At 74.2% G+C, this 19,320-nt stretch carries 21 protein-coding genes; 10 read left to right on the top strand and 11 right to left on the bottom strand.

From position 1 onward, the window contains the following. Positions 1-29: 29 nt before the first annotated feature. Positions 30-851, bottom strand: a complete 822-nt coding sequence (locus ACIPYQ_RS00910) for an NAD(P)H-binding protein (protein ID WP_401244978.1) — start codon at positions 849-851, stop codon at positions 30-32. A gap of 105 nt (positions 852-956) precedes the next feature. Here ACIPYQ_RS00910 and ACIPYQ_RS00905 point away from each other — a divergent pair, with 105 nt between their 5' ends. Then, positions 957-1,460, top strand: coding sequence for a MarR family winged helix-turn-helix transcriptional regulator (locus ACIPYQ_RS00905; RefSeq protein ID WP_401244976.1), 504 nt, complete (start codon positions 957-959; stop codon positions 1,458-1,460). 106 nt (positions 1,461-1,566) lie between these two features. Further along, entirely contained in the window at positions 1,567-2,889 is a 1,323-nt protein-coding gene (locus ACIPYQ_RS00900) for an MFS transporter (RefSeq protein WP_401244974.1), read from the top strand. 19 nt (positions 2,890-2,908) lie between these two features. Here ACIPYQ_RS00900 and ACIPYQ_RS00895 read toward each other — a convergent pair whose 3' ends face one another. The 4 genes from ACIPYQ_RS00895 to ACIPYQ_RS00880 form a co-directional block, all read right to left on the bottom strand. Beyond that, the gene (locus ACIPYQ_RS00895; RefSeq protein WP_361766608.1) at positions 2,909-3,211 is read right to left on the bottom strand and encodes a DUF3303 family protein; all 303 of its coding nucleotides are present in this window, start codon (positions 3,209-3,211) and stop codon (positions 2,909-2,911) included. A gap of 109 nt (positions 3,212-3,320) precedes the next feature. After that, positions 3,321-3,992, bottom strand: a complete 672-nt coding sequence (locus tag ACIPYQ_RS00890) for an NADPH-dependent F420 reductase (protein WP_401244972.1) — start codon at positions 3,990-3,992, stop codon at positions 3,321-3,323. 66 nt (positions 3,993-4,058) lie between these two features. After that, entirely contained in the window at positions 4,059-5,462 is a 1,404-nt protein-coding gene (locus tag ACIPYQ_RS00885; RefSeq protein WP_361766614.1) for a HAMP domain-containing sensor histidine kinase, read from the bottom strand. Positions 5,463-5,469: 7 nt separating this feature from the next. Beyond that, positions 5,470-6,159 carry a response regulator transcription factor gene (locus ACIPYQ_RS00880; RefSeq protein WP_361766617.1) on the bottom strand — a complete coding sequence of 230 codons (690 nt, stop codon included), beginning with the start codon at positions 6,157-6,159 and terminating at the stop codon, positions 5,470-5,472. Positions 6,160-6,238: 79 nt separating this feature from the next. On the opposite strand from ACIPYQ_RS00880, the gene ACIPYQ_RS00875 reads away from it, so the two are divergent. Next, on the top strand, positions 6,239-6,781 hold the full coding sequence (locus ACIPYQ_RS00875) for a hypothetical protein (protein ID WP_401244969.1): 543 nt from the start codon (positions 6,239-6,241) through the stop codon (positions 6,779-6,781). A 25-nt stretch (positions 6,782-6,806) separates the two neighbouring features. On the opposite strand, the gene ACIPYQ_RS00870 is transcribed toward ACIPYQ_RS00875, so the two are convergent. From ACIPYQ_RS00870 to ACIPYQ_RS00860, 3 genes are all read right to left on the bottom strand, one after another. Then, positions 6,807-7,445 carry a class I SAM-dependent methyltransferase gene (locus ACIPYQ_RS00870; protein WP_361766623.1) on the bottom strand — a complete coding sequence of 213 codons (639 nt, stop codon included), beginning with the start codon at positions 7,443-7,445 and terminating at the stop codon, positions 6,807-6,809. Between the two features lie 213 nt (positions 7,446-7,658). Next, entirely contained in the window at positions 7,659-8,537 is an 879-nt protein-coding gene (locus ACIPYQ_RS00865) for a fused MFS/spermidine synthase (protein WP_361766626.1), read from the bottom strand. A gap of 34 nt (positions 8,538-8,571) precedes the next feature. Then, entirely contained in the window at positions 8,572-8,982 is a 411-nt protein-coding gene (locus ACIPYQ_RS00860) for a hypothetical protein (protein WP_401244967.1), read from the bottom strand. A 250-nt stretch (positions 8,983-9,232) separates the two neighbouring features. Between ACIPYQ_RS00860 and ACIPYQ_RS00855 the strand changes: the two genes are divergently transcribed. Then, positions 9,233-10,552 (top strand): tetratricopeptide repeat protein, encoded by a 1,320-nt coding sequence (locus ACIPYQ_RS00855; protein WP_361766632.1) that lies wholly within the window; start codon positions 9,233-9,235, stop codon positions 10,550-10,552. 19 nt (positions 10,553-10,571) lie between these two features. Here the strand turns inward: ACIPYQ_RS00855 and ACIPYQ_RS00850 are convergent, their stop codons facing one another. Together ACIPYQ_RS00850 and ACIPYQ_RS00845 are read right to left on the bottom strand one after the other, a co-directional pair. After that, positions 10,572-10,913 (bottom strand): VOC family protein, encoded by a 342-nt coding sequence (locus tag ACIPYQ_RS00850; protein WP_361766635.1) that lies wholly within the window; start codon positions 10,911-10,913, stop codon positions 10,572-10,574. A 644-nt stretch (positions 10,914-11,557) separates the two neighbouring features. Further along, positions 11,558-12,154: a histidine phosphatase family protein gene (locus ACIPYQ_RS00845; protein WP_401244964.1), complete on the bottom strand. Its 597-nt coding sequence runs from the start codon at positions 12,152-12,154 to the stop codon at positions 11,558-11,560. 186 nt (positions 12,155-12,340) lie between these two features. Between ACIPYQ_RS00845 and ACIPYQ_RS00840 the strand changes: the two genes are divergently transcribed. Genes ACIPYQ_RS00840 through ACIPYQ_RS00830 form a run of 3 tightly spaced genes read left to right on the top strand, consistent with a single transcriptional unit; the run spans position 12,341 to position 16,415 of the window. After that, positions 12,341-13,480 (top strand): hypothetical protein, encoded by a 1,140-nt coding sequence (locus ACIPYQ_RS00840; protein WP_401244962.1) that lies wholly within the window; start codon positions 12,341-12,343, stop codon positions 13,478-13,480. After that, positions 13,477-15,078, top strand: coding sequence for a hypothetical protein (locus ACIPYQ_RS00835; RefSeq protein WP_401244960.1), 1,602 nt, complete (start codon positions 13,477-13,479; stop codon positions 15,076-15,078). Before ACIPYQ_RS00840 ends, ACIPYQ_RS00835 begins: the two co-directional genes overlap by 4 nt. Next, positions 15,075-16,415 carry an AAA domain-containing protein gene (locus ACIPYQ_RS00830; RefSeq protein WP_401244958.1) on the top strand — a complete coding sequence of 447 codons (1,341 nt, stop codon included), beginning with the start codon at positions 15,075-15,077 and terminating at the stop codon, positions 16,413-16,415. The genes ACIPYQ_RS00835 and ACIPYQ_RS00830 overlap by 4 nt, the downstream gene beginning before the upstream one ends. A gap of 26 nt (positions 16,416-16,441) precedes the next feature. Here ACIPYQ_RS00830 and ACIPYQ_RS00825 read toward each other — a convergent pair whose 3' ends face one another. After that, a complete protein-coding gene (locus ACIPYQ_RS00825; protein ID WP_401244956.1) occupies positions 16,442-16,921 on the bottom strand; it encodes a MarR family winged helix-turn-helix transcriptional regulator in 480 nt (159 codons plus the stop codon). A gap of 113 nt (positions 16,922-17,034) precedes the next feature. On the opposite strand from ACIPYQ_RS00825, the gene ACIPYQ_RS00820 reads away from it, so the two are divergent. From ACIPYQ_RS00820 to ACIPYQ_RS00810, 3 genes are all read left to right on the top strand, one after another. Beyond that, positions 17,035-17,604 carry an NADPH-dependent FMN reductase gene (locus tag ACIPYQ_RS00820; RefSeq protein ID WP_401244954.1) on the top strand — a complete coding sequence of 190 codons (570 nt, stop codon included), beginning with the start codon at positions 17,035-17,037 and terminating at the stop codon, positions 17,602-17,604. Between the two features lie 99 nt (positions 17,605-17,703). Continuing rightward, positions 17,704-18,588 carry an aldo/keto reductase gene (locus ACIPYQ_RS00815; protein ID WP_401244952.1) on the top strand — a complete coding sequence of 295 codons (885 nt, stop codon included), beginning with the start codon at positions 17,704-17,706 and terminating at the stop codon, positions 18,586-18,588. Between the two features lie 187 nt (positions 18,589-18,775). Continuing rightward, complete coding sequence (locus ACIPYQ_RS00810; protein ID WP_361768257.1) at positions 18,776-19,117, top strand: hypothetical protein; 342 nt, start codon at positions 18,776-18,778, stop codon at positions 19,115-19,117. The last annotated feature ends 203 nt before the right edge of the window (positions 19,118-19,320 follow it).

Genomic DNA, 19,320 nt, shown 5'->3' with positions numbered 1-19,320 from the left:
CCCTTGCCTGAGGTCATACACCGTGGCACTCAGGCCGCGAAGGCGTCGGCGTGGTCCTTCACCCAGGTCTCGAAGGTGCGGGCCGGGTGGCCGGTGAGGCGCTCGACGGCGTCGGTGATCTCGACCGGGAGGCCGTCCGAGGCGGCCCAGAAGTCGAGCAGGGCATCGGCGTAGGCGCCGGGTATGTACCCGTCGACCTCGGACTTCCACTGCTCGGCGGAAACGGTCTCGAAGGGTATGGACCGGCCGAGCACGTCACCGACTATCGCGAGCTGCGTCGCGAAGGTCAGGGACTGCGGGCCGGTCAGGGTGTAGGCACGGCCGGCGAGGGCGGGGTCGGTGAGGACGGCGAAGGCCGCCTCGGCCAGGTCGGCCTCGTGGACCGGGTCGCAGTAGGCGCCGGGGTAGGGCAGGTGGACCGGACGGCCGGACTTCACGGACCAGGCCCAGCCCTGGGCGTTGCTCGCGAAGGACCCCGGGCGCAGCAGGGTGGTGCGCAGCGGGGAGGCCGACAGAGCCTGCTCCACAGCCAGGTGGGACGCGGACAGCGGGCTGCCGGCGGCGTCCGGGGCGAGCACCGAGGAGGAGGACAGGAGCACCACGTGCTCGACTCCGGCGCTGACGGCCTCCTTGACGAAGGCGTCGATGCCGGCGGCCTCGGCATAGAGGAAGACGGAGCGGACACCGGCGAGGGCGCCGGGGAAGGTCGACGGATCGGTGAGGTCGCAGTGGACCGCACCGGGCGTGCCCCGCTCGCGGGAGCCGAGGCGGTACGGGACGCCCTGGGCGTCCAAGAGAGCACAGAGGCCGCGGGCGACCGCACCTCGGCCGCCGGTGACGAGAATCGACATGACTGGTTCCTCCTCTGGAGTTGGGGATAGAATCCACACGTGGCACAGATTCTGTGCGACACATTCTCTGCGTCACACAGATAAATTTGAAGCACGGAGGAGCCGATGTCAACCGATCCCACTCGTACGGGTGGTACGGAATGGAGCCGTGCCGAGCTGCTCGCGCGCATCGTCACCGAGAGCCAGCGGCACTACGCCGACTACTCCCTCTTCAACCAGGCGATGGCCGACCACGTCGGCCTCCACCCCACCGACATGCAGTGCGTCGCCCTCCTCGACATGGAGCCCGAACCCGTCAGCACCGGCGACATCGCCCGCCTCACCGGCCTGACCTCCGGTTCCGCCACCCGCCTCGTCGACCGGATGGTCAAGGCCGGCATCGTCCAGCGGCACGCCGACCCGAACGACCGCCGCCGCTCCCTCGTCTCCCTCTCCCCCGAGGCCCGCGAGCGGATCGGGGCGGCCTGGGACACCCCCGGCCGCGCCTTCGGCGCCGTACTGGAGAGCTACTCAGACGCCGAGCTCACCGTGATCGCCGACTACCTGCACCGCGCCGCCGAGGTCGGCCGGGCCCAGGCCAAACGGCTCACCTCGGGGGAAACCGGCTGACGGCCGAGGGCTTCCGAAGAGCGCGTTCCGGCACTACGGTCCCGCTCAACGGGCAACAGCGCGCGCCGGAGAAACGGGAGGGTCGGCGTGCGGTCGGAGGTTGTCCGTGTCCCAGCCCACCCCCGGGTCCGTCCCCGGGTCCGTCCCCGGGTCCGTCCCCACGTCCACACCCCCACCCGCCCCCTCCCCCGCAGCCGGCGGCTTCCGCCGGGTGTTCGCGCTCGGCGGCAGCGCCCTCCCCCTCTACGCGTTCCTCGCCCGGCTCCCCGCCGCGCTCTGCCCCATCGGAACGCTCCTGCTCATCAACGCCCGCGACGGCATCGGCGACGCCGGCGCCGTCGCCGCGGCGCTCTGGCTCGGCCAGGCCCTCGGCGGCCCCGTCATCGGCCGGCTCGCCGACCGGCGCGGCCACCGCCCCGTCCTGCTCGTCGCCTGCGCCGCGAACTGCGCCGTCCTCCTCGCCCTCGTCGCGGCCGTTCTCGGCGGGCTGCCGCTGGCCGCCCGCATGGCGCTGGCCGTCGCGGCCGGGCTCACCGTGCCCCAGATCGGACCGCTGGCCAGGGCCCGTTGGGCACGGCTGGCCGGCGGGGACAAGAAGCTGCTCGGGTCAGCCCTGTCCTTCGACACCACCCTGGACGAGGTCGGTTTCATGGTCGGCCCCGCGCTGGCCGGCATCCTCGCCGTCACCGTGCACCCCGCCTCGGCGCTCGTCCTCGCCTCCGCGCTGATCCTGCTGTTCGGCACGCTGTTCGCGGTGCATCCGACCGCTCCGGGCCCGGCGGTCGCCGCCCCCGGCGCGGGGTCCGGCACGCGGTCCGGCGTACGGCTGTGGTCGCCCGGGCTGGGCCTGCTGTTCGCGCTGGCGGTGCTGCAGGGGGCCGCCTGGAGCGGGGCGAACACCGGCGTCAACGCGCTCGCCGAATCAGTCGGCGAGGCGGGCGCGGCCGGGCTGGTGTGGGCCGCCATGGCCGTGACCAGCTCCCTCGCCGGCTTCGCCACGGTCTCCCGGCCCGGATCGGCGGACCTGACCGTACGGCTGCGGTGGACGATCGCCGTGCAGGCGGTGCTCATCCTGCCGCTGCTGGCGGTGTCCGGACTGTGGGGAGCGGCCTTCGCCGTCGCGGGCATCGGACTGGCCGTGGCGCCCCACCTGATCGCGCTGTTCGGCCTGGTGGAACGGGCCGGCCCGGCGGAGCGGATGGGTGAGGCCATGACCGTGGTCGGCAGTGGCCTGATCCTCGGCCAGGCGCTGGCCGCGGCCGCTTCCGGGCCGCTGGCGAGCGCGTACGGCCATCGGGCGGCCTTCGCCGTCGCGTGCGCCGCGGCGGCCGCCTCCGCCGTACTGGCCCTGTCGCTCGCGGGAAGGACCGGTACGGGCCTGACATCCCGCCAGGCCCCCGGCCCGCACGAGGACCTCGCCCCCCACTAGGGCGCCAGGTCGGCCCCCGTCAGGACGGCGAGGACTGCATCGCCGCCAGCCCCTTCGCCAGGTCCTCGGCGTTCATGACGGGGCCGACCTCGAGCTCGGCGTTGAACTGCATGAACATGTCCTCCATCAGCGCCGGCATCCGCGAGCTGTCGTCCAGGTCGAAGACGATCCAGCAGGAGCGGACGCCCTCGTGCAGCCCGAAGTACGCCGCCTCGGGCTTCACCGTGTCCATCAGCTTCTTGATCGCCTGGGGCAGCGAGCCGGTCTTGACGCCCTCGTTGGTGGCGGCCGTGTCAAAGTGCGCCCTGAGCATGACTCTCATGCGTGGCTCCTTCCGTCACGCCCACCCTCGGCGCGGCCCGGGGGCGCGGCAACATATGCGCCCCCGTCCGTGCCGCGGGGTCCGGGGCTCGGAGCCGGCCCCGGACCCGTCAGCCGGAAGACGCCCCCTGGATGTGGAAGTTGAAGTCCGTGTGCCCGAGCGAGCCCATCAGCCGGAGCCATACGGGCAGCAGCATCTCGGCGCCCCGGGCCGTCTCGATGCCCCCGAGGTCGAGGATGCTCGGCTCCGGCCAGCCGAAGGAGTGGAGCAGCTCCCGTACGGCCTTCTTCGCGTCCGCGTCCTCGCCCGAGAGGAAGACGTGGTGCTCTCCGGCGACCCGGCCCGGATCGACCATGACCAGGCAGTTCATCGTGTTGAGCGTCTTGACCACCCGCAGCGCCGGGAAGGTGCGCTGGATCAGCTCGCCCAGGCTGTCGGTGTCCACCGGGTCCAGGCTCGGCGGGAAGCCCCGCGAGAAGTCCAGCGGGTTCGCGACGTCGATCAGGATCTTGCCGTCCAGGTGCGCGGCGTCCGCCACCGTCAGCGCGGCGATGCTGACCTGCCCGCCGGTGGCGTTGACCAGGGTGTCGCCGTCCCGTGCGGCCTCCGTGAAGCCGGCGAGCCGCACCCCGGGCTGCCCCGCCTGCCACTCGGCGTACTCGGCGCGCCCGGCCGTCGCGCCGGGGTCGCGGGTGCCGATGACCACCTCGTGGCCCAGGGTGGCGAGCCGGGCGGCCAGCGTGCGGCCGACGATCCCTGTTCCGAGGACTGCGTAGCGCATGCCTGTTTCCTTCCGCTCTTCATCGCGACCACGGTCAGTAGTACCGAGGCGGGCAGGGGCCGCCCGCTAGGCGCGCCCCCGGGTACGTCGGTTGCCGCGCCGGCCGCGGCCCGCCCGTCCGCCGCCGCCCGGACCGCCGAGGGTCCGCCCGTCCAGGCCGATCCACACCCGGACCTCGGTCCCGCCGAGCACCGAGCGCCCCAGCCGTACGTCGCCGCCCGTCGACTCCGCGACGCGGCGCACGATGTCCAGGCCCAGGCCGGTCGATCCGTCGCGGTCGCCGTCGTTGCCGCGGCGCAGGGCCGCCTCCGGGTCGGCGATGCCGGGGCCCGCGTCCGAGACGAGCACGATGACGGCGTCCCCGGCGTCGTGGACGTCCACCGAGAAGGGGGTGCCCTCGGGGGTGTGCCGGAAGACGTTGCCGAGCATGGCGTCGAGGGCTGCGGCGAGCTCGGGCCGGGCCACGGGGATCCGTACCGTACGGTCCACCCCCGCGAGCCGCACCTCGCGGCCCTCGTCCTCCGCGAGCGCCGACCAGAAGTCCATCCGGTCGCGGATCACCTCGGAGGCGTCGCAGCCGGCGCCCGCGCCCGGCCCGGCCGGGCCGGTGGCCGGACGCTGTTCGCGCGCCGTACGGATGATCGTGTCGACCTCGCGCTCCAGCTGCTCCACCGCGGCCCGGGTCTGTTCCGCGGCCGGACCGTCCCCGAGCGAGGCCGTGTTGAGCCGCAGCACCGTCAGCGGCGTCCGCAGCCGGTGCGAGAGGTCGGCGGCCAGCTCCCGCTCGTTGGCGAGGAGTCCCACCACCTGGTCCGCCATCGCGTTGAACGCGACGGCCGCCGAGCGGAGTTCCTTCGGCCCCACCTCCGGCACCCGCGCCCCGAGCCGGCCCTCGCCCAGCTGGTGCGCGGCGTCCGCGAGCCGCTCGGCCGGCCGTACGAGCCGGGCGCCGAGCCGGTCGGCCACGCCCACCGAGCCCACGATCAGCGCGAGCCCGACGCCCGCGAGCACCACCCAGGCGGTCGCGACGCCGTTGCTGACCTCGCTCTCCGGTACGAAGATCTCCACCACCGCGATGTCGCCGGAGCCGAGCGCGGTCGGCTGGAGCAGCGCCGAGCCGCCGCCGGCGACCGAGGCCGTCGTGGCCCGCCCGATCCGCCGGGTCTCGGCGACGGCGTGCGCGCCCGCCCGGCCCTGGCCGATCTCCACCGGGGCGCTGTCGCCGATGGCGGGCACGTGGACGGCCATCCGCCGGGCGGCGCCCATCTGCGTGGACTCCACCGCCTTCTGCAGCTGGACCGGGTCGGTGGTGATGGACAGGGTCGGGCCGATGGTGGCGGCCTGCCGCTCGGCGTTGGAGAAGGCCCGGTCGCTGGCCATCTCCTGAACGACGAGCCCGAGGGGCACGGCGAAGGCCACGACCACCATGGCCGTGACCGCGAGGCACACCTTGACCAGCGCCCATCTCATCGGGGCATCACTGCGGCGGCTCCAGCTTGACGCCGACACCCCGCAGCGTGTGCAGGTACCGCGGGCGGGCGGCCGTTTCGCCGAGTTTGCGGCGCAGCCAGGACAGGTGGACGTCGATGGTCTGGTCGTCGCCGTACGACTGCTGCCAGACCTCGGCGAGCAGTTCGCGGCGGGCCACGACCACCCCGGGCCGTCCGGCGAGGAAGGCCAGCAGGTCGAACTCCCGCCGGGTGAGGTCCAGTACGGTCCCGTCGAGCTCGGCCTGGCGGCGCAGCGGGTCGATGGCGAGCCCGCCGACGCGCAGGACGCGCGAGGGGGGTTCGGCCCCGGCGGCGGCCCGTGAGCGGCGCAGGACGGCGGCCATGCGGGCGGAGAGGTGCTCCACGGAGAAGGGTTTGGTCAGGTAGTCGTCGGCTCCGTCGTTGAGCAGCCGGACGATCTCGGCCTCGTCGTCGCGCGCGGTCGCGATGATCACGGGTACGTCGGTGATGCCGCGCAGCATCTTGAGCGCCTCCGACCCGTCCAGGTCGGGCAGCCCGAGGTCGAGGATGACCACGTCGAAGCGGTGGTGCGCGACCTCGCGCAGGGCCTCCAGGGCCGTGCCGACGCTCCGCACGGTGTGGGAGGCGTCGGTCAGGTGCCGGATGAGGGCGGAACGTACGAACTGGTCGTCCTCGACCACGAGCACACTTGCCATGGCCCGCACCGTAGTCCATTCGGGGGACCCAGCGGGGTGTCGGGCTGCTCTTGTGACGGGTGGTGCAGTATGTGCCCTGATGCGACGAGGACTTCTTCATGCCATGGCTTGGACGCTGGCGACCGGGGCGGCGGTGACGCTGTCGTGGTGGGGCGTGCACAGCGTCATGTCGGGGACGGCCTACGATCCGCCGCTCGCGGTGCCGCTCGCCACCCAGCCGCTGTCCTCCTCGACGCAGCGCGCGCAGCCGTCGGACGCCCCGGCGGAGTCCGCGGCGCCGTCGCCCTCCGCCTCGCCGACCCCGGCCGCGCCGTCGTCCGCCGGGGCCTCCCCCGGCAAGCCGTCCCAGAAGCCCGCGGCCACCCCTTCCCCCTACGGGCAGGGGGAAGGGCAGGATCCGGGCAAGGTGAAGGCCTATCCGGTCTCCGGCGGCCGGGTCGTCTTCTCCCTGGGCGCGTCCTCCGCCGAGCTGGTCTCGGCAACGCCGGCGGCCGGCTGGCGGATGCAGGTGTGGAAGCAGGATTTCTGGATCCGGGTCACCTTCACCCGGGACGGCCGCGAGGTATCGGTGTTCTGCACCTGGCACGACCACCCACCGCTGGTGGAGATCGTCGACCCCTGAGCCGGACCGTCCCCGACAGGAAGTCTCAGGCCGGGACCGTGCCCACCAGCACGAACTCGTTGTACGGGAAGACCTTGCCCATCGGGCGGGGGAAGGGGAAGGAGTAGGTCCGCCGGACCGCTATCCCGGCCCGGCCGGCGTGGCTGCGCAGCTCCTCGAAGCCGACCCAGCGGATGTGGGTGGCGTCGGACCGGAAACCGACCTCCTGCGGGGTGATCATGACGACCTGCCCGCCCGGCTTGACCAGCGGAAGGTACTGCTCCAGCAGCGACGCCGCGGTCTCCTCGTCGACGTGCTCCAGCAGGTGCGCGGCCAGCAGGCTGTCGAAGGACCCGGGACCGCAGTCCGGGGCGGCGGCCAGCCCGTCGGGCGTGTAGGCGTTCAGTCCGCGCTCGCGGCAGGTCTGCACCGAGTGCGGGTTGTGGTCGACGCCGACGCTGTCCGGGCCGCAGTTGAGCAGGTTCCGCCCCAGCCCGCAGCCGATGTCGAGGACCCGGCCCAGGTTCAGCCGCTGCAGGTTCCAGCGGTACGGAGCCTGCGTGGGCAGCAGCCGCTTGATTCCGGACTGCTCCAGGCGCGCCAGCCGCTGTGTGTAATCGGAGCCGGCGGTGCTCGGGGTGGTGCCGGGGGTGGGGGCACCAGGGGTTGCGGGGAAATCAGACATCGTGTTGCCGTCTCCTGAACGCGTCGTAGCAGGGCAAGCCCTCCTAGGGGTTCACAGGCTACGCAGGGAGGCCGTCCTCGGGGAGTACTCCGCAGATCTTTATCGGCAACTGCACAAGGTGCATCCGGAACCGATCCGTGATCACACCCGGCCGACGATCCGGAACAGGTCTCCGAAACTCCGGCCAGTCCCGCGCCGGAGGGCCCCGTGCGGCTACCGGAAGACCGAGGGCGGCGGCTGCGGCGAGGCCACCGCGGAGGCGTCGGCGACGGGGGTCGCGCCGCCCGCGAAGTCGGCCAGCGCCCGGCCGTGCTCGACCCGGCCCGGGTGGGGGTCGCTCGCGACGCGGCGGGTGAATTCCGCGACGGGCAGCTCGCGGTCGGACGCCACCAGGACGGCATTACCGAAACGTTTCCCCCGCCACACCACCGGATCCGCGGCCAGCGCCAGCTCCCCGAACCGGGACGCCGCCGTCGCGATCTGGCTCCGCAGGTGGGTCAGCGGCGGACCGTCCGCCAGGTTGGCCACGTACCACCCGGTGGGCGCGAGGGCACGCCGTACGTCGTCCAGGAACTCGGTGCTGGTCAGGTGCGCCGGGGTGCGCGCCCCGCTGAACACGTCCGCGATCACCAGGTCCGCCCAGCCGTCCGGCACCTTCGCCAGGCCGGCCCGGGCGTCCACCGCGCGGACCCGGACCCGCGCCTGCGGATCCAGCGGCAGGTGTTCCCGTACGAAGGCGACCAGCGCGGCGTCGATCTCCACGATCTGCTGCGTCGAGCGGGGGCGGGAGGCGGCCGTGTAGCGGGCGAGGGTGAAGGCGCCGCCGCCCAGGTGCACCACGTTCAGGGGCTGCCGGGCGGGCGCGACGAGGTCGATCAGGTGGCCGATCCTCCGCTGGTAGGCGAAGTCCAGGTATCCGGGGTCGTCCAGGTCCACGTGGGACTGCGGGGCCCCGTCGATCAGCAGGGTCCAGGCTCCGGCGCGCTCGCGGTCCGGCTCCAGCTCCGCCCGGCCGCCGTCCACCTGTCCGGTGACCGCCTCCGCGCCGCCGCGTCCGCGCTGCTTGCCCTTGTTCCTGTCCTTGCCCGCCACCACCCCATTGTGCCGGGCGGCGGCCGGTGAGGGGTCAGCGGCAGTTGTCCGCGGCCTCGATCAGCCGCGCCGCCTCGCCGAGCGCCGCGCGCAGCACCTCGGGGTCGGTGACCGGCCCGACGGCCTCCGGCGGGAGCAGCCAGCCGGTGGAGCCCGCGGCGGCGGGCGAGGCGACGTCGCCGAAGCGCATCCCGCGCCCGTTGGTCTGCGTACAGGCGCTGCCCGGCAGGTCCCAGGCGTCGGCGGTGCCGGGCGGGACGAGGAATCCGAGGGTGTCGCCGGAGCCGTCGTGCAGGACGGGGCCGACCCCGCCGGCCTGGCTGGCGGCGCGGCGGATGATGTCCACCGCTTCCAGACCCTGCCGCGTGGGCACGGTCACCAGGTCCAGATCGAGGTCCGGGGCCGCGCCGGGCTCGGACGCGGTGTTCGTTCCAGTGCTCTCCATGCCGGCCTCCACCAAGGGAACCCCTCCTCGATCCGTATCCGCATGGGTTCAACGCACGGGAACGTCAACGGGTGCGGCGGCAAGACGCTGCAAAGGATGGCAGTTCATGGCGGATCGCGGGTGAGATATCCGTTTTGTAGCCAAACATCGCATGAACACCCCCGCGCTGGCGGTACGTTCATGCGCGCCGGGCCTCACCCTCACACGTCACAGCACCGGCGCTGCGGTCCTTGCCAGAGAGGTCACGTCCATGGCGGCGTCCCCCCACTCACCCAACTCCACGTTCCGGCGACTGCGCGGGCAGCACTCCCCGGCCGAGTTCGCGGCCCTGGTGCGCCGGGCGGCGAAGGAGATCGGAGAAACGGTTTCCTGCGACGCCCGCTACATCGGCCGGGTCGAGTCCGGCGAGATCCGCTGCCCCAACTACGCGTACGAGCGGGTCTTCCTCCATATGTTCCCCGGCCGCGCCCTGGCCGACCTGGGATTCTCCCCGCGCGAGAGCGTGCGCGGCCGCTCGGCGCAGCGCGATCCCCTCTCCGTCCCCGTCCACCGTTCCCCTTCCAGTGCCAAGGAGAGCGACGTGCTGCGTCGCGCGTTCATGGCGGGCGGCTCCGCTACCGTGGCGGCCGCGACGCTCAGCCTCACCCTGCTCGGCGACGCCCGCCGGCTCCCCTCCCGCGCCGGCGAGTCCGAGGCGGCCGCCGTCGAGGACGCGGTACGCCAGATCCGCCTGCTGGACGACCGGCACGGGGCCGACGCCCTCTACCGCAGGGCCGCCGAGCCGCTGCGCACCGCCTACGCCCTGCTCGACGCCGGAGCCACCCGGCAGTCCACCGAGGACCGGCTGCACGCGGGCGCCGGCGAACTGGCCGTCTCGGTCGGCTGGCTCGCCCACGACTCCGGCCGCTTCGACGACGCCCGCTCGCACTACGCGGAGGCCCTGGCGACGGCCCGGGTCGCGCGGGACGCGGGCCTGGAGGCGCACGCCTTCAGCAACATGGCCTTCCTGGCCCGGGATTGCGGCCGCTCCCGCGAGGCGGTACGGGCGGCCCAGGCGGGCCGCCGGGCCGCGCGCTCCCTCGGTTCCCCGCGGCTGCTGTCGCTGCTCGCCCTGCGGGAGGCCGGCGGCTGGGCGGGGCTGGCCGACCGCAAGGCCTGCGAGGAGGCGCTGACCCTGGCCCACACGGAGTTCTCCCGGGGCGAGGCGGACGCCGACCCCGAGTGGATGTCCTTCTTCGGCGAGGCGGAGCTGGAGTTCCTGGAGGCGCGGTGCTGGGCGGCGCTCGGGGAACACGCCCGCGCGGCCCGGCACGCCCGCCGCGCCGCCGACCTCCAGGACCCGCACTTCGCCCGCAACGTCGCCCTCTACACCGCCGAACTGGCCGGCGACCTGGCCCGCGCGGGCGCCCCGGACGAGGCCGCCTGGGCCGGTGGCCGGGTGCTGGACCTGTTGACCGAGGTCCAGTCCACGCGGGTCCGGTCGATGCTGTCGGAGACGGCGGGCGCGCTTGTTCCGCATCAGCGCTCTCCTCGGGTGGGGGCCTTCCTGACGAGGCACGCGGCGGTCTGACCCCGGCGGGTCACCGCGGTCAGCCGCCGAGGTACTCGTAGACCCCGCCGTCGGGGTGGCGCACCACCGCGCGGCGGCCGTTGGGGGTGGGGGCGGGGGCGGCGATCACCTCGCCCCCGGACGCGGCGCAGTGCGCGACCGCCGCGTCCAGGTCGGCCACGGAGAGGGTGGCGGCCACGCCGGCGAACCGCTCGGCGATCGCGTCGGGCCCGCTGAACAGGAGGAACGGGCCGACGCTCGCCAGGTCCAGGCCGGCGAACTCGAACCGGGTGGCCGGCTGGCCGGTCAGCCGTACGTAGAAGTCCAGGGCCGGACCGAGATCGTCCACGCGCCGCCGCAGCACCACGGAGGTAATCGTCATGCCCTTATCCTCCCAGCCGCCCGACGCCTCAACTCCCTTGCGGTGAGGCCGGTTTCCCGCGCGCGGCGCCACTGCGGGGGCTCCACTCCCGCGCCTCAAACGCCGGCGAGGCTGAAAAACCGGGGCTCCGCCCCGCACCCTCCCCCAGACTCCGTCCGGGGGACCCCCACTCCTCAAACGCCGGAGGGGCTGGATTGTGCGGCAGGGCTGGATGGTGCGGCTCAAAGATCGGGGCTCCGCCCCGCGCCCCGCTCCTCAAACGCCGGAGGGGCTGGAATGTGCGGCGGGGCTGGATGGTGCGGCTCAAAGAACGGGGCTCCGCCCCGGACCCTCCCCCAGACTCCGTCCGGGGGGACCCCCACCCCTCAAACGCCGGCGAGGCTGAATTCGGCTCCCGCAGGGGACGGGTGTGTGCAGGGGCGCTCCCCGCAGGGCGTCGAACACAAGGTGCCTCGGCCCTCCGACCCCCCGACACGTTCGACGCCCGAGGAGACGCACCGGAACACACCCGGCCCCACCCGCACCGGCGCAGCCAGCCCGCCCCGGCCCGGCCCGGCCCGGCCCGAGCGGCGCAGCCAACCCGTACACCGGATCCCGCCGACCCCGCCCGAGCGGCGCAGCCAACCGGCCCGGCCCCAAGGGGCCTACGTGTCCAAGTGGCCGGTGTCGTTCCAGCGTTCCAGGGCGGGGGCGCCGTAGGCCCAGCCGAGGACCGAGAGGGAGGTGGGTTCCAGGCGGATGCGGGCGCCGAAGGAGGCGTCGAAGCCGAGCCAGCGGGCGGCGAGGGTGCGCAGGATGTGGCCGTGGGCGAAGACCAGGACGTCGCGCTCCGCCGAGCGCGCCCAGGCGACCACCTCGTCCGCGCGCGCCGCGACGTCGGCGACGGACTCACCGCCCGGAACCCCGTCGCGCCAGATCAGCCAGCCGGGCCGGACCGCCTGGATCTCGGCCGGGGTCATGCCCTCGTAGTCGCCGTAGTCCCACTCCATCAGGGTGTCCCACGGCTCCGCCCGGACCCCGAAGCCCGCCAGGTCGCAGCTCTCGCTCGCGCGCAGCAGCGGGCTGGTGCGCACCTCCAGGCCGGGCAGGCCCCGCCACGGGTCGCGGGCCAGGCGTTCGCCGAGGAGTTTCGCGCCCTGCCTGCCCTCCTCCAGCAGCGGCACGTCCGTGCGTCCGGTGTGCTTGCCGAGCTGGGACCACGCCGTCTGGCCGTGGCGGGCCAGCAGGATGCGGGGGGCCATGCGAATCTCCCGATTGGTGCGAGATTGTGCTTTTTTACGATGGTTTCCTGGTCCGTCCATCATCCATCACGCCCCCGGCCTTCCCTCCGGCCGGCCTGCCCTCCGGCCGGCCCGGACCAACGCTCCCAACGTCCCGTTTCCGCACTCCGCACACGATTGTCAGTGGCGGATGGGACACTTCCGCCCGTGAGCTCCTACCCGCCCAGCAGCCCCGCGCAGCCGACCACGCTGCGGCAGCGGCTCGCCGGCCTGCGCGGCCCGGCCGTGCCGCCCCGTCCGCTCGACGCCCGGGCGCTGGCGGCCCTCGCCGCCAATCCCGGCTGCGGCAGACGGGCCCTGCTCGACGGCGCCGGCGTGGACAAGAACGCCCTCGCCACGGCCCTCGGCTCGCCCGCCGCCTTCGGGCAGTCGCAGTTCGCCATAGTCCGCGGGAACTCTTTCGAGGCCAAGGTCAAGGGCGACGGCGGGGCCGAGCTGCTGCGGCTGGTCCACGCACACCTCGCCCCGGCCGCCGAGCCCCCCGGCGCGGCCGCCCGCGTCCCCGACCTCACCGCCGCCGGGCCCGAGGGCCGCGCCGCCCGTACCGCGCTCGCCCTGCGCGAGGCCACCGCGGCGCAGGCGTGGACCCTGCTGGACCATCCGATGCTGGCCCTGGAGGTGGCCGGCTCCCCGGCCTACCTGGAGCCGGACGCCGTCGTCGTGCATCCCGACGGCCGCTGGACCGTCGTGGAGATCAAGTCGTTCCCGATGATCGACGGGGCCGCGGACGCCGCGAAGGTCGGCGCCGCCGCCCGTCAGGCCGCCGTGTACGTGCTGGCGCTGGAGAAGACCGCCGGGAAACTGGCGGGCGCCGAGGTCGGGCACACCGTGCTGCTGGTCTGCCCGAAGGACTTCTCCAACCTGCCGACCGCCGCCCCCGTCGACATCCGTCGCGAGCGTTCCGTGACCCGGCGCCAGCTGGACCGGCTGACCCGGGTCGAGGAACTGGCCGCGGCGCTGCCCGCAGGCCTCAGCTTCGACCCGGCGACCCGGACCACCGAGGAGCTCGTCGAGGCGGTGGCCGCCGTCGACGCCGCCTACGCCCCCGAGTGCCTGGCCGCCTGCGAGCTGGCCTTCCACTGCCGGGACCGGGCCCGTACCGCGGGCGCGGTGACCGCCCTTGGCCGTTCCGTACGGGGCGAGCTGGGCGCGCTGACCACCGTCGAGGAGGCCCTCGCGGCGGCCGCCGGGGCCGGCTGCGCCGAGGATCCGACCGCAGCCGCCCTGCAGCGTGCGGCCCGGCTGCGCGCCGAGGCGCTGGAGTCGGCGGCGGGGGTCGTCGCATGAGCCTGCTGACCACGCTGGCCCGGCTGGAGGCCGTACGGGCGGGCCGCGCCCAGCCGCTGGCGACCGTACGGCACCGCCACCTGAGCGAGCGCCCGATGGTCTTCGTGCCGCTGACCACGGCCGGTGAGGCCGGGGCTCCGCTGGGCGCGCTGGTGGGCACGGACCGGCACGAGCCGCAGGTGTTCGTGATACCCCAGCCCCGCGACCGGGACCTGCGCTGGGCGTTCCTCGCGGACCTGGCGGTCCACGTGCTGGCCCACATCGACGCGTACGCGGACGCCGTGGAGCCGGCCGAGCGCAGCGAGACCGACCCGGAGACGGGCAAGCGGGTCAAGGTGGAGACCGAGCTGTGCGTGGACGCACCGCAGCTGATCGTGCCGAGCCGGGCGGGCATCGAGTACGTGCGGCTGCTGGGGCGTTCGATGCGGTTCCGGCGCACCGCCGAGGAGGAGCCGGAGAATCCGTATCCGGCGCCCTCGCAGGTGCCGATGCTGGGCCGCTGGTTCACCCACCTCGCCGAGCGCTCCCGGGTGCCCGGCTCCTCGATGCTGCTGGCGGCTACGGACCTGCTGTCCCGGCACTGGGCGACCGGCCAGAGCAATCTGGAGGACCAGCACCTGGGCGCGCTGCTGGGCTGGATCGACCCGCCGGAGGGCCTCTCGGGGGCCGAGGCGGCGCTCCGGGCGGAGCTGGGCCGGGACGGGGACGGCCGGCTGCTGTGCCCGCCGGCCGGTCCGGCCACCGACCCGGCCTTCGACAACAAACTGCTGGCCCCGGCCATCGCCCGCTACGACGCGGCGCGCACGGCCCTGGCCGCCGGGCCCGGGGACGACGGCCACGGGGTGCGCAAGGCTGAAGAGGTCCGCAAGGCCGGGGAGGCCGTGCGCCGGCTGGTCGTGGACCAGATGGCCAACACCTGGTGGGCTACGTGGGAGGCGATCGACCTGCTGCGCGCCCTGCCGCCGGGCGAGCGCGCGGAGGAGCGCTGGACGCGCGACCGCTGGTCGTACACCGGCCACCGGGACCGCGTACGGGCGGGCGAGCCGCCGCAGCCGCGCCGCGACGACGCGGTGACGGCGGCCCAGAAGCTGGCCACGCGGGAGACCGAGCAGGTGCGGCTCGACGCGCAGGAGGCGCTGGACGACCCCCTCGTCATGGCGGGCCGGCGCCTCGCGGGCGAGGCCTTCGCCGGCGAGGTCACCGAGGTGGTGATGGAGTGGACGGAGTCGAAGCGGCCGAGCCCGCGCCCGCTGGTGACGGTGGCCACGGAGGACCGGCCGCAGCTCGCGGAAGGGGGCGGCGGCAAGGTGTTCCGTTCGCTGGACGGTCGTCCGCAGAGCGCGCAGTTCGTACGCTTCGAGGAGGGCGGGCGGCTGGTGCTGCGGCTGCTCGACAAGATGGGCCGCGGCCGGGAGCCGGAGCCGGGCTCGGTGCCGGAGAAGGGCGACCGGGTGTGCTGGACGCTCTTCGAGCACGACGCGCGAGGCGGCCCGAAGCTCCCGGAGCCGGAGCAGACCCCGTGGACCCACGGCGGCCCGCCGGGGCACCTGAGCGCCGTTGCCCTGCCCGACGCCGTGACCGACGAGGACCTGCTGTGACCGCGACCGCATCCTTCGACCCCGGGGCGGCGGCCGCCGAGGCGACCGCCGCGATCCTGCGCGACACCCTGCACGGGGCCGAGCGGGGCGTGGTCGTCGACTCCCCGCCCGGAGCCGGCAAGTCCACGCTCGTGGTGCGGGCGGCCCGGGAGCTGGCCGCGGCCGGGCGCCGGCTGATGGTGGTGGCGCAGACCAACGCGCAGGTCGACGACCTGGTGCTACGGCTCGCCGACAAGGACCCGGAGCTGAAGGTCGGCCGGCTGCACAGCAGCGAGGGGGACTCCTACGACCCGGCGCTGCGGGAGCTGCCCTCGGTGACCCTCTCGGCCAAGCCGGGGGACCTCGCGGAGCTGCCGGTCACCATCTCCACGGCGGCGAAGTGGGCCTTCGTCAAGGACGTCGAGCCCTGGCAGCACGCCATCGTCGACGAGGCGTACCAGATGCGCTCGGACGCGCTGCTGGCCGTGGCCGGGCTGTTCGAGCGGGCGCTGTTCGTGGGCGACCCGGGGCAGCTGGACCCCTTCAGCGTGGTCGGCGCGGAGCAGTGGGCGGGCCTGTCCTACGACCCCTCCGCGTCGGCGGTGAGCACCCTGCTCGCGCACAACCCGCAGCTGCCGCAGCACCGGCTGCCGGTGTCCTGGCGGCTCCCGGCCACGGCGGCGCCGCTGGTCTCCCGCGCGTTCTACCCGTACACGCAGTTCCGCAGCGGTACGGGCCCTGGCGAGCGGCGGCTGTCGTACGGGGTCCCCTCGGACGGGTCGGGCCCGGACCGGGTGCTGGACGAGGCCGCCGAGGCGGGCTGGGGGCTGCTGGAGCTGCCCGCGCGGCACACCCCGCGCACCGACCCGGAGGCCGTCGGGGCGGTGGCCCAGGTGGTGCGCCGCGCCCTGGACCGCGGGGCGGTGACCTCCGACGAGCAGTCCGAGGGCCCGTCCCCGCTGACGGCCGACCGGATCGCGGTCGGCACCGCCCACCGCGACCAGGCGGCCGCGGTCCGCGCGGCGCTGGCCGCGCTCGGGGTCACCGGGGTCACGGTGGACACCGCGAACCGCCTCCAGGGCCGCGAGTACGACCTGACGGTGGTCCTCCACCCCCTGTCGGGCCGCCCGGACGCGACGGCCTTCCACCTGGAGACGGGCCGCCTGTGCGTCCTGGCCTCCCGGCACCGGCACGCGTGCGTGGTGGTGGCCCGGGCGGGCATAGCGGAACTCCTGGACGACCACCCGTCGACGGAACCGGTCCAACTGGGCGTGACGGTGAAGTTCCCTGACGGCTGGGAGGCCAACCACTCGGTCCTGGCCCACCTGGCGGAACACCGCGTCCCCTGGCGGCCGTAGGGGCGGGTGGGCGGACTGCCGGGGGCTCAGGGCTTGCGGCGGGCGCCCTTGCGTTCTCGGAGGAGTTCGCCGACCTCGGCCAGGGTGCGGAGCTGTTCCGGGGTCAGGATGTCGATCAGGTGGCGGCGGACCGACTCCACGTGGAGGGGGGCCGCCTCCGTGATCGCGGTGACGCCCGCGCCGGTGAGGACGACCTCCGCGCCCCGGCCGTCCGTCGCCACCTCCTCGCGGCGGACGAGGCCGCGCTTCTCCATGCGGGTGAGCTGGTGGGAGAGCCGGCTGCGGGACCACTGCATCAGTTCGGCCAGTGCCGTGATCCGCGTGCGGTGGCCGTCCGTGGAGCCGAGTACCGACAGGACGTCGTAGTCGGCCTCGGAGAGCCCGCTGTCCTGGCTGAGGTCGCGCGCGATCTCTGCGTTGACCAGCGGGAACATGCGCCGCCACGCGTACCAGGCGTCCTGCTCGGGATCCGTGAGCCAGCGGGGCGGCTCGGATGCGGGGGTCATGTCTTCCACTTTAGCCAGGTCGGTGACACATCATCTATCTCGTTGACACGTCATACACCTTGCGGGTTTTATAGGTGACACATCAACAACCGCAACACCCGGGAGCTCCTTCCATGACCCGCCTGCACGTCATCTCCGCCGCCACCCGCCCCACCTCCTCCGGCCGCCCCCTCGCCCGCTGGGTCACGGAGCAGGCCCGCGCACACGGCGGCTTCGAGGTCACCCCCGTCGACCTCGGCGAGATCGCGCTGCCCTTCCTCGACGAACCCGAATACGCCTCCACCGGCAACTACGCCCACCAGCACACCCGCGACTGGAGCGCCCTGGTCGACTCGGCCGACGCCTTCCTCTTCGTCCTGCCGATGTACAACGGCGGCTTCAGCGCGCCCTTCAAGAACGCCATCGACTTCCTCTACAACGAGTGGAAGGGCAAGGCGGTCGGCCTCGTCAGCTACAGCGCCGGACCCACCGGCGGCGTCCCGGCCGCCGAGATGCTGCTGCCGGTGCTCACCCGCCTCGGCATGCTGCCCGCCGAGCGCTCCGTCGCGATCCCCGGCATCCCCAAGCTGATCGGGGCCGAGGGCTTCGAGGCCCCCGAGGCGCTCACCGGCGAGCTGGCCGGCGTACTCGACGACGTGGCCGCGCTGGTCGCACGGCGCGCCGCGGAGTCCGTCACGGTCTGAGCAGGCTCCCGGCGAGGCGGGTGGCCGTACGCGGCGTGCGCGTACGGCCGGCGCCGAAAGGCCCGGCCCGGGGCCCATCTGCCCGTATAGCCTGCGCCGATGACTTCAGAAACGATCACTGCGGCCGCGGCGGGCACCTGGCGACTGGGCGACCTCGCCGTCAACCGGGTCGGCTTCGGCGCGATGCGGCTCACCCACCTCGCCGACGGCTCCCCCAGCGACCGCGAGCGGGTGACCGGCGTGCTGCGCCGCGCCATAGAGCTCGGCGTGAACCACGTGGACACGGCCTCCTTCTACTTCTCCCCGCTGCGCTCCGCCAACGAGCTGATCAACCGGGCACTGGCCCCGTACGCCGACGACCTCGTCATCACCACCAAGGTCGGGCCGGGCCGCGACGCCGCCGGGCAGTGGTGGTGGGCGGAGCCCGGGCAGCTGCGCGCCCAGGTCGAGGAGAACCTCCGCCAGCTGGGCCGCGACCACCTCGACGTGGTCAACCTCCGCATCCCGCGCCGGGAGACGACCGGATCGATCGCCGAGCACTTCGGGGCGCTCGCCGAGCTCCGCACGGCCGGCCTGATCCGGCACCTGGGCATCTCCAACGCCCGCCCCGACCACCTCGCCGAGGCGCGGGCCATCGCGCCGGTGGTGTGCGTCCAGAACCCGTACGGGATCGGTTCCCCGGCCGAGGACCACGCCTTCCTCGACGCGTGCGGGGAGCAGGGCATCGCCTTCGTGCCGTTCTTCGCGATCGCCGGCGCCGGCAAGGAGGCGGGGGCGAGCGCCGAGGACAGCCCCGAGGTACTGGCCCTGGCCGAGGCCCACGGGGTGTCGGCGGCCCAGCTGCGCCTCGCGTGGACGCTGAGCCGCGGCCCGCACGTCCTGGCGATCCCGGGCACGGGGAACCCCGACCACCTCGTCGAGAACGTCGCCGCGGGAGCCCTGCGCCTCACCGCCGACGAGGTCGCACTCCTCGACGCCCTGTGACCCGGCGGGGCCGCGCCGCCGGCTCCGGCCGATCGCCCGTGCGACTCCCCCGCCCCTGAGACGGCCGGCCTGCTCGTGCGCCCCGCCGGTCGTACAGGCGTTCCGGCCCATCGCGTGGGGTCTTGCGTGGCGTTGGACAATGGACGGTGGCCCGGAAGCATTTCGCACGCGCAGCAGGAGGACACGGATGGCAGAGCCCGAGCGGACCGAGCGACGGCTGCGGCCGGCGCCGCTCCTCTTCGAGCCCTCGGAGGCCGCGGGGGACCCGGAGCACTTCTTCGACCTGGAATCGATCGAGGACCCGCGGGAGCTGCTGACCCGGGCCACCGAGCTGGCCCTCGCCTTCCGGGCGGCCCAGGACCGGGCCGTGGAGTTCCAGGCCCTGGCGGCGGCCCAGCTGGCGGACCCGCGGCGCTTCGACCGGCTCCCGCCCTCGGCGATCGCCGAGCAGGCGGAGTGGACCGAGGACTACGCCCTGAAGATGATCGAGTTCGGCGAATCCCTCCAGCGCGCCACCGGTACGCCGTAGCGGGGGCCCGGGCCGACCGCTGCGCGGAGCCTCCTGGGGCTCCGCCCCAGACCCCGCGCCTCAAACTCCCCCAGCTACCGCTGGGAGGGGCCCCCAGGCGAGGCTGGAATGGCGGAGCCGTGGCATATGCGGAGCGCACGATAGCTCAGCCATACCCCCCGCGTCCGGGTTTCCGGTAACTCCCGGAAAGCGGTTCACTACGG

The sequence above is a fragment of the Streptomyces sp. NPDC090045 genome (assembly GCF_044747975.1).
Lineage (GTDB): Bacteria > Actinomycetota > Actinomycetes > Streptomycetales > Streptomycetaceae > Streptomyces.
This window is presented reverse-complemented; position numbering and strand designations above follow the sequence as displayed.

Bases quoted from the DNA above. Each gene is read 5' to 3' on its own strand.
- ACIPYQ_RS00905 (WP_401244976.1), top strand. From the start codon at position 957: ATGTCAACCGATCCCACTCGTACGGGTGGTACGGAATGGAGCCGTGCC.
- ACIPYQ_RS00850 (WP_361766635.1), bottom strand. From the start codon at position 10,913: ATGACGATTACCTCCGTGGTGCTGCGGCGGCGCGTGGACGATCTCGGT.
- ACIPYQ_RS00820 (WP_401244954.1), top strand. From the start codon at position 17,035: ATGACCCGCCTGCACGTCATCTCCGCCGCCACCCGCCCCACCTCCTCC.
- ACIPYQ_RS00890 (WP_401244972.1), bottom strand. From the start codon at position 3,992: ATGCGCTACGCAGTCCTCGGAACAGGGATCGTCGGCCGCACGCTGGCC.
- ACIPYQ_RS00855 (WP_361766632.1), top strand. From the start codon at position 9,233: ATGGCGGCGTCCCCCCACTCACCCAACTCCACGTTCCGGCGACTGCGC.
- ACIPYQ_RS00895 (WP_361766608.1), bottom strand. From the start codon at position 3,211: ATGAGAGTCATGCTCAGGGCGCACTTTGACACGGCCGCCACCAACGAG.
- ACIPYQ_RS00845 (WP_401244964.1), bottom strand. From the start codon at position 12,154: ATGGCCCCCCGCATCCTGCTGGCCCGCCACGGCCAGACGGCGTGGTCC.
- ACIPYQ_RS00880 (WP_361766617.1), bottom strand. From the start codon at position 6,159: ATGGCAAGTGTGCTCGTGGTCGAGGACGACCAGTTCGTACGTTCCGCC.
- ACIPYQ_RS00870 (WP_361766623.1), bottom strand. From the start codon at position 7,445: ATGTCTGATTTCCCCGCAACCCCTGGTGCCCCCACCCCCGGCACCACC.
- ACIPYQ_RS00910 (WP_401244978.1), bottom strand. From the start codon at position 851: ATGTCGATTCTCGTCACCGGCGGCCGAGGTGCGGTCGCCCGCGGCCTC.
- ACIPYQ_RS00810 (WP_361768257.1), top strand. From the start codon at position 18,776: ATGGCAGAGCCCGAGCGGACCGAGCGACGGCTGCGGCCGGCGCCGCTC.
- ACIPYQ_RS00815 (WP_401244952.1), top strand. From the start codon at position 17,704: ATGACTTCAGAAACGATCACTGCGGCCGCGGCGGGCACCTGGCGACTG.
- ACIPYQ_RS00885 (WP_361766614.1), bottom strand. From the start codon at position 5,462: ATGAGATGGGCGCTGGTCAAGGTGTGCCTCGCGGTCACGGCCATGGTG.
- ACIPYQ_RS00875 (WP_401244969.1), top strand. From the start codon at position 6,239: ATGCGACGAGGACTTCTTCATGCCATGGCTTGGACGCTGGCGACCGGG.
- ACIPYQ_RS00825 (WP_401244956.1), bottom strand. From the start codon at position 16,921: ATGACCCCCGCATCCGAGCCGCCCCGCTGGCTCACGGATCCCGAGCAG.
- ACIPYQ_RS00835 (WP_401244960.1), top strand. From the start codon at position 13,477: ATGAGCCTGCTGACCACGCTGGCCCGGCTGGAGGCCGTACGGGCGGGC.
- ACIPYQ_RS00860 (WP_401244967.1), bottom strand. From the start codon at position 8,982: ATGGAGAGCACTGGAACGAACACCGCGTCCGAGCCCGGCGCGGCCCCG.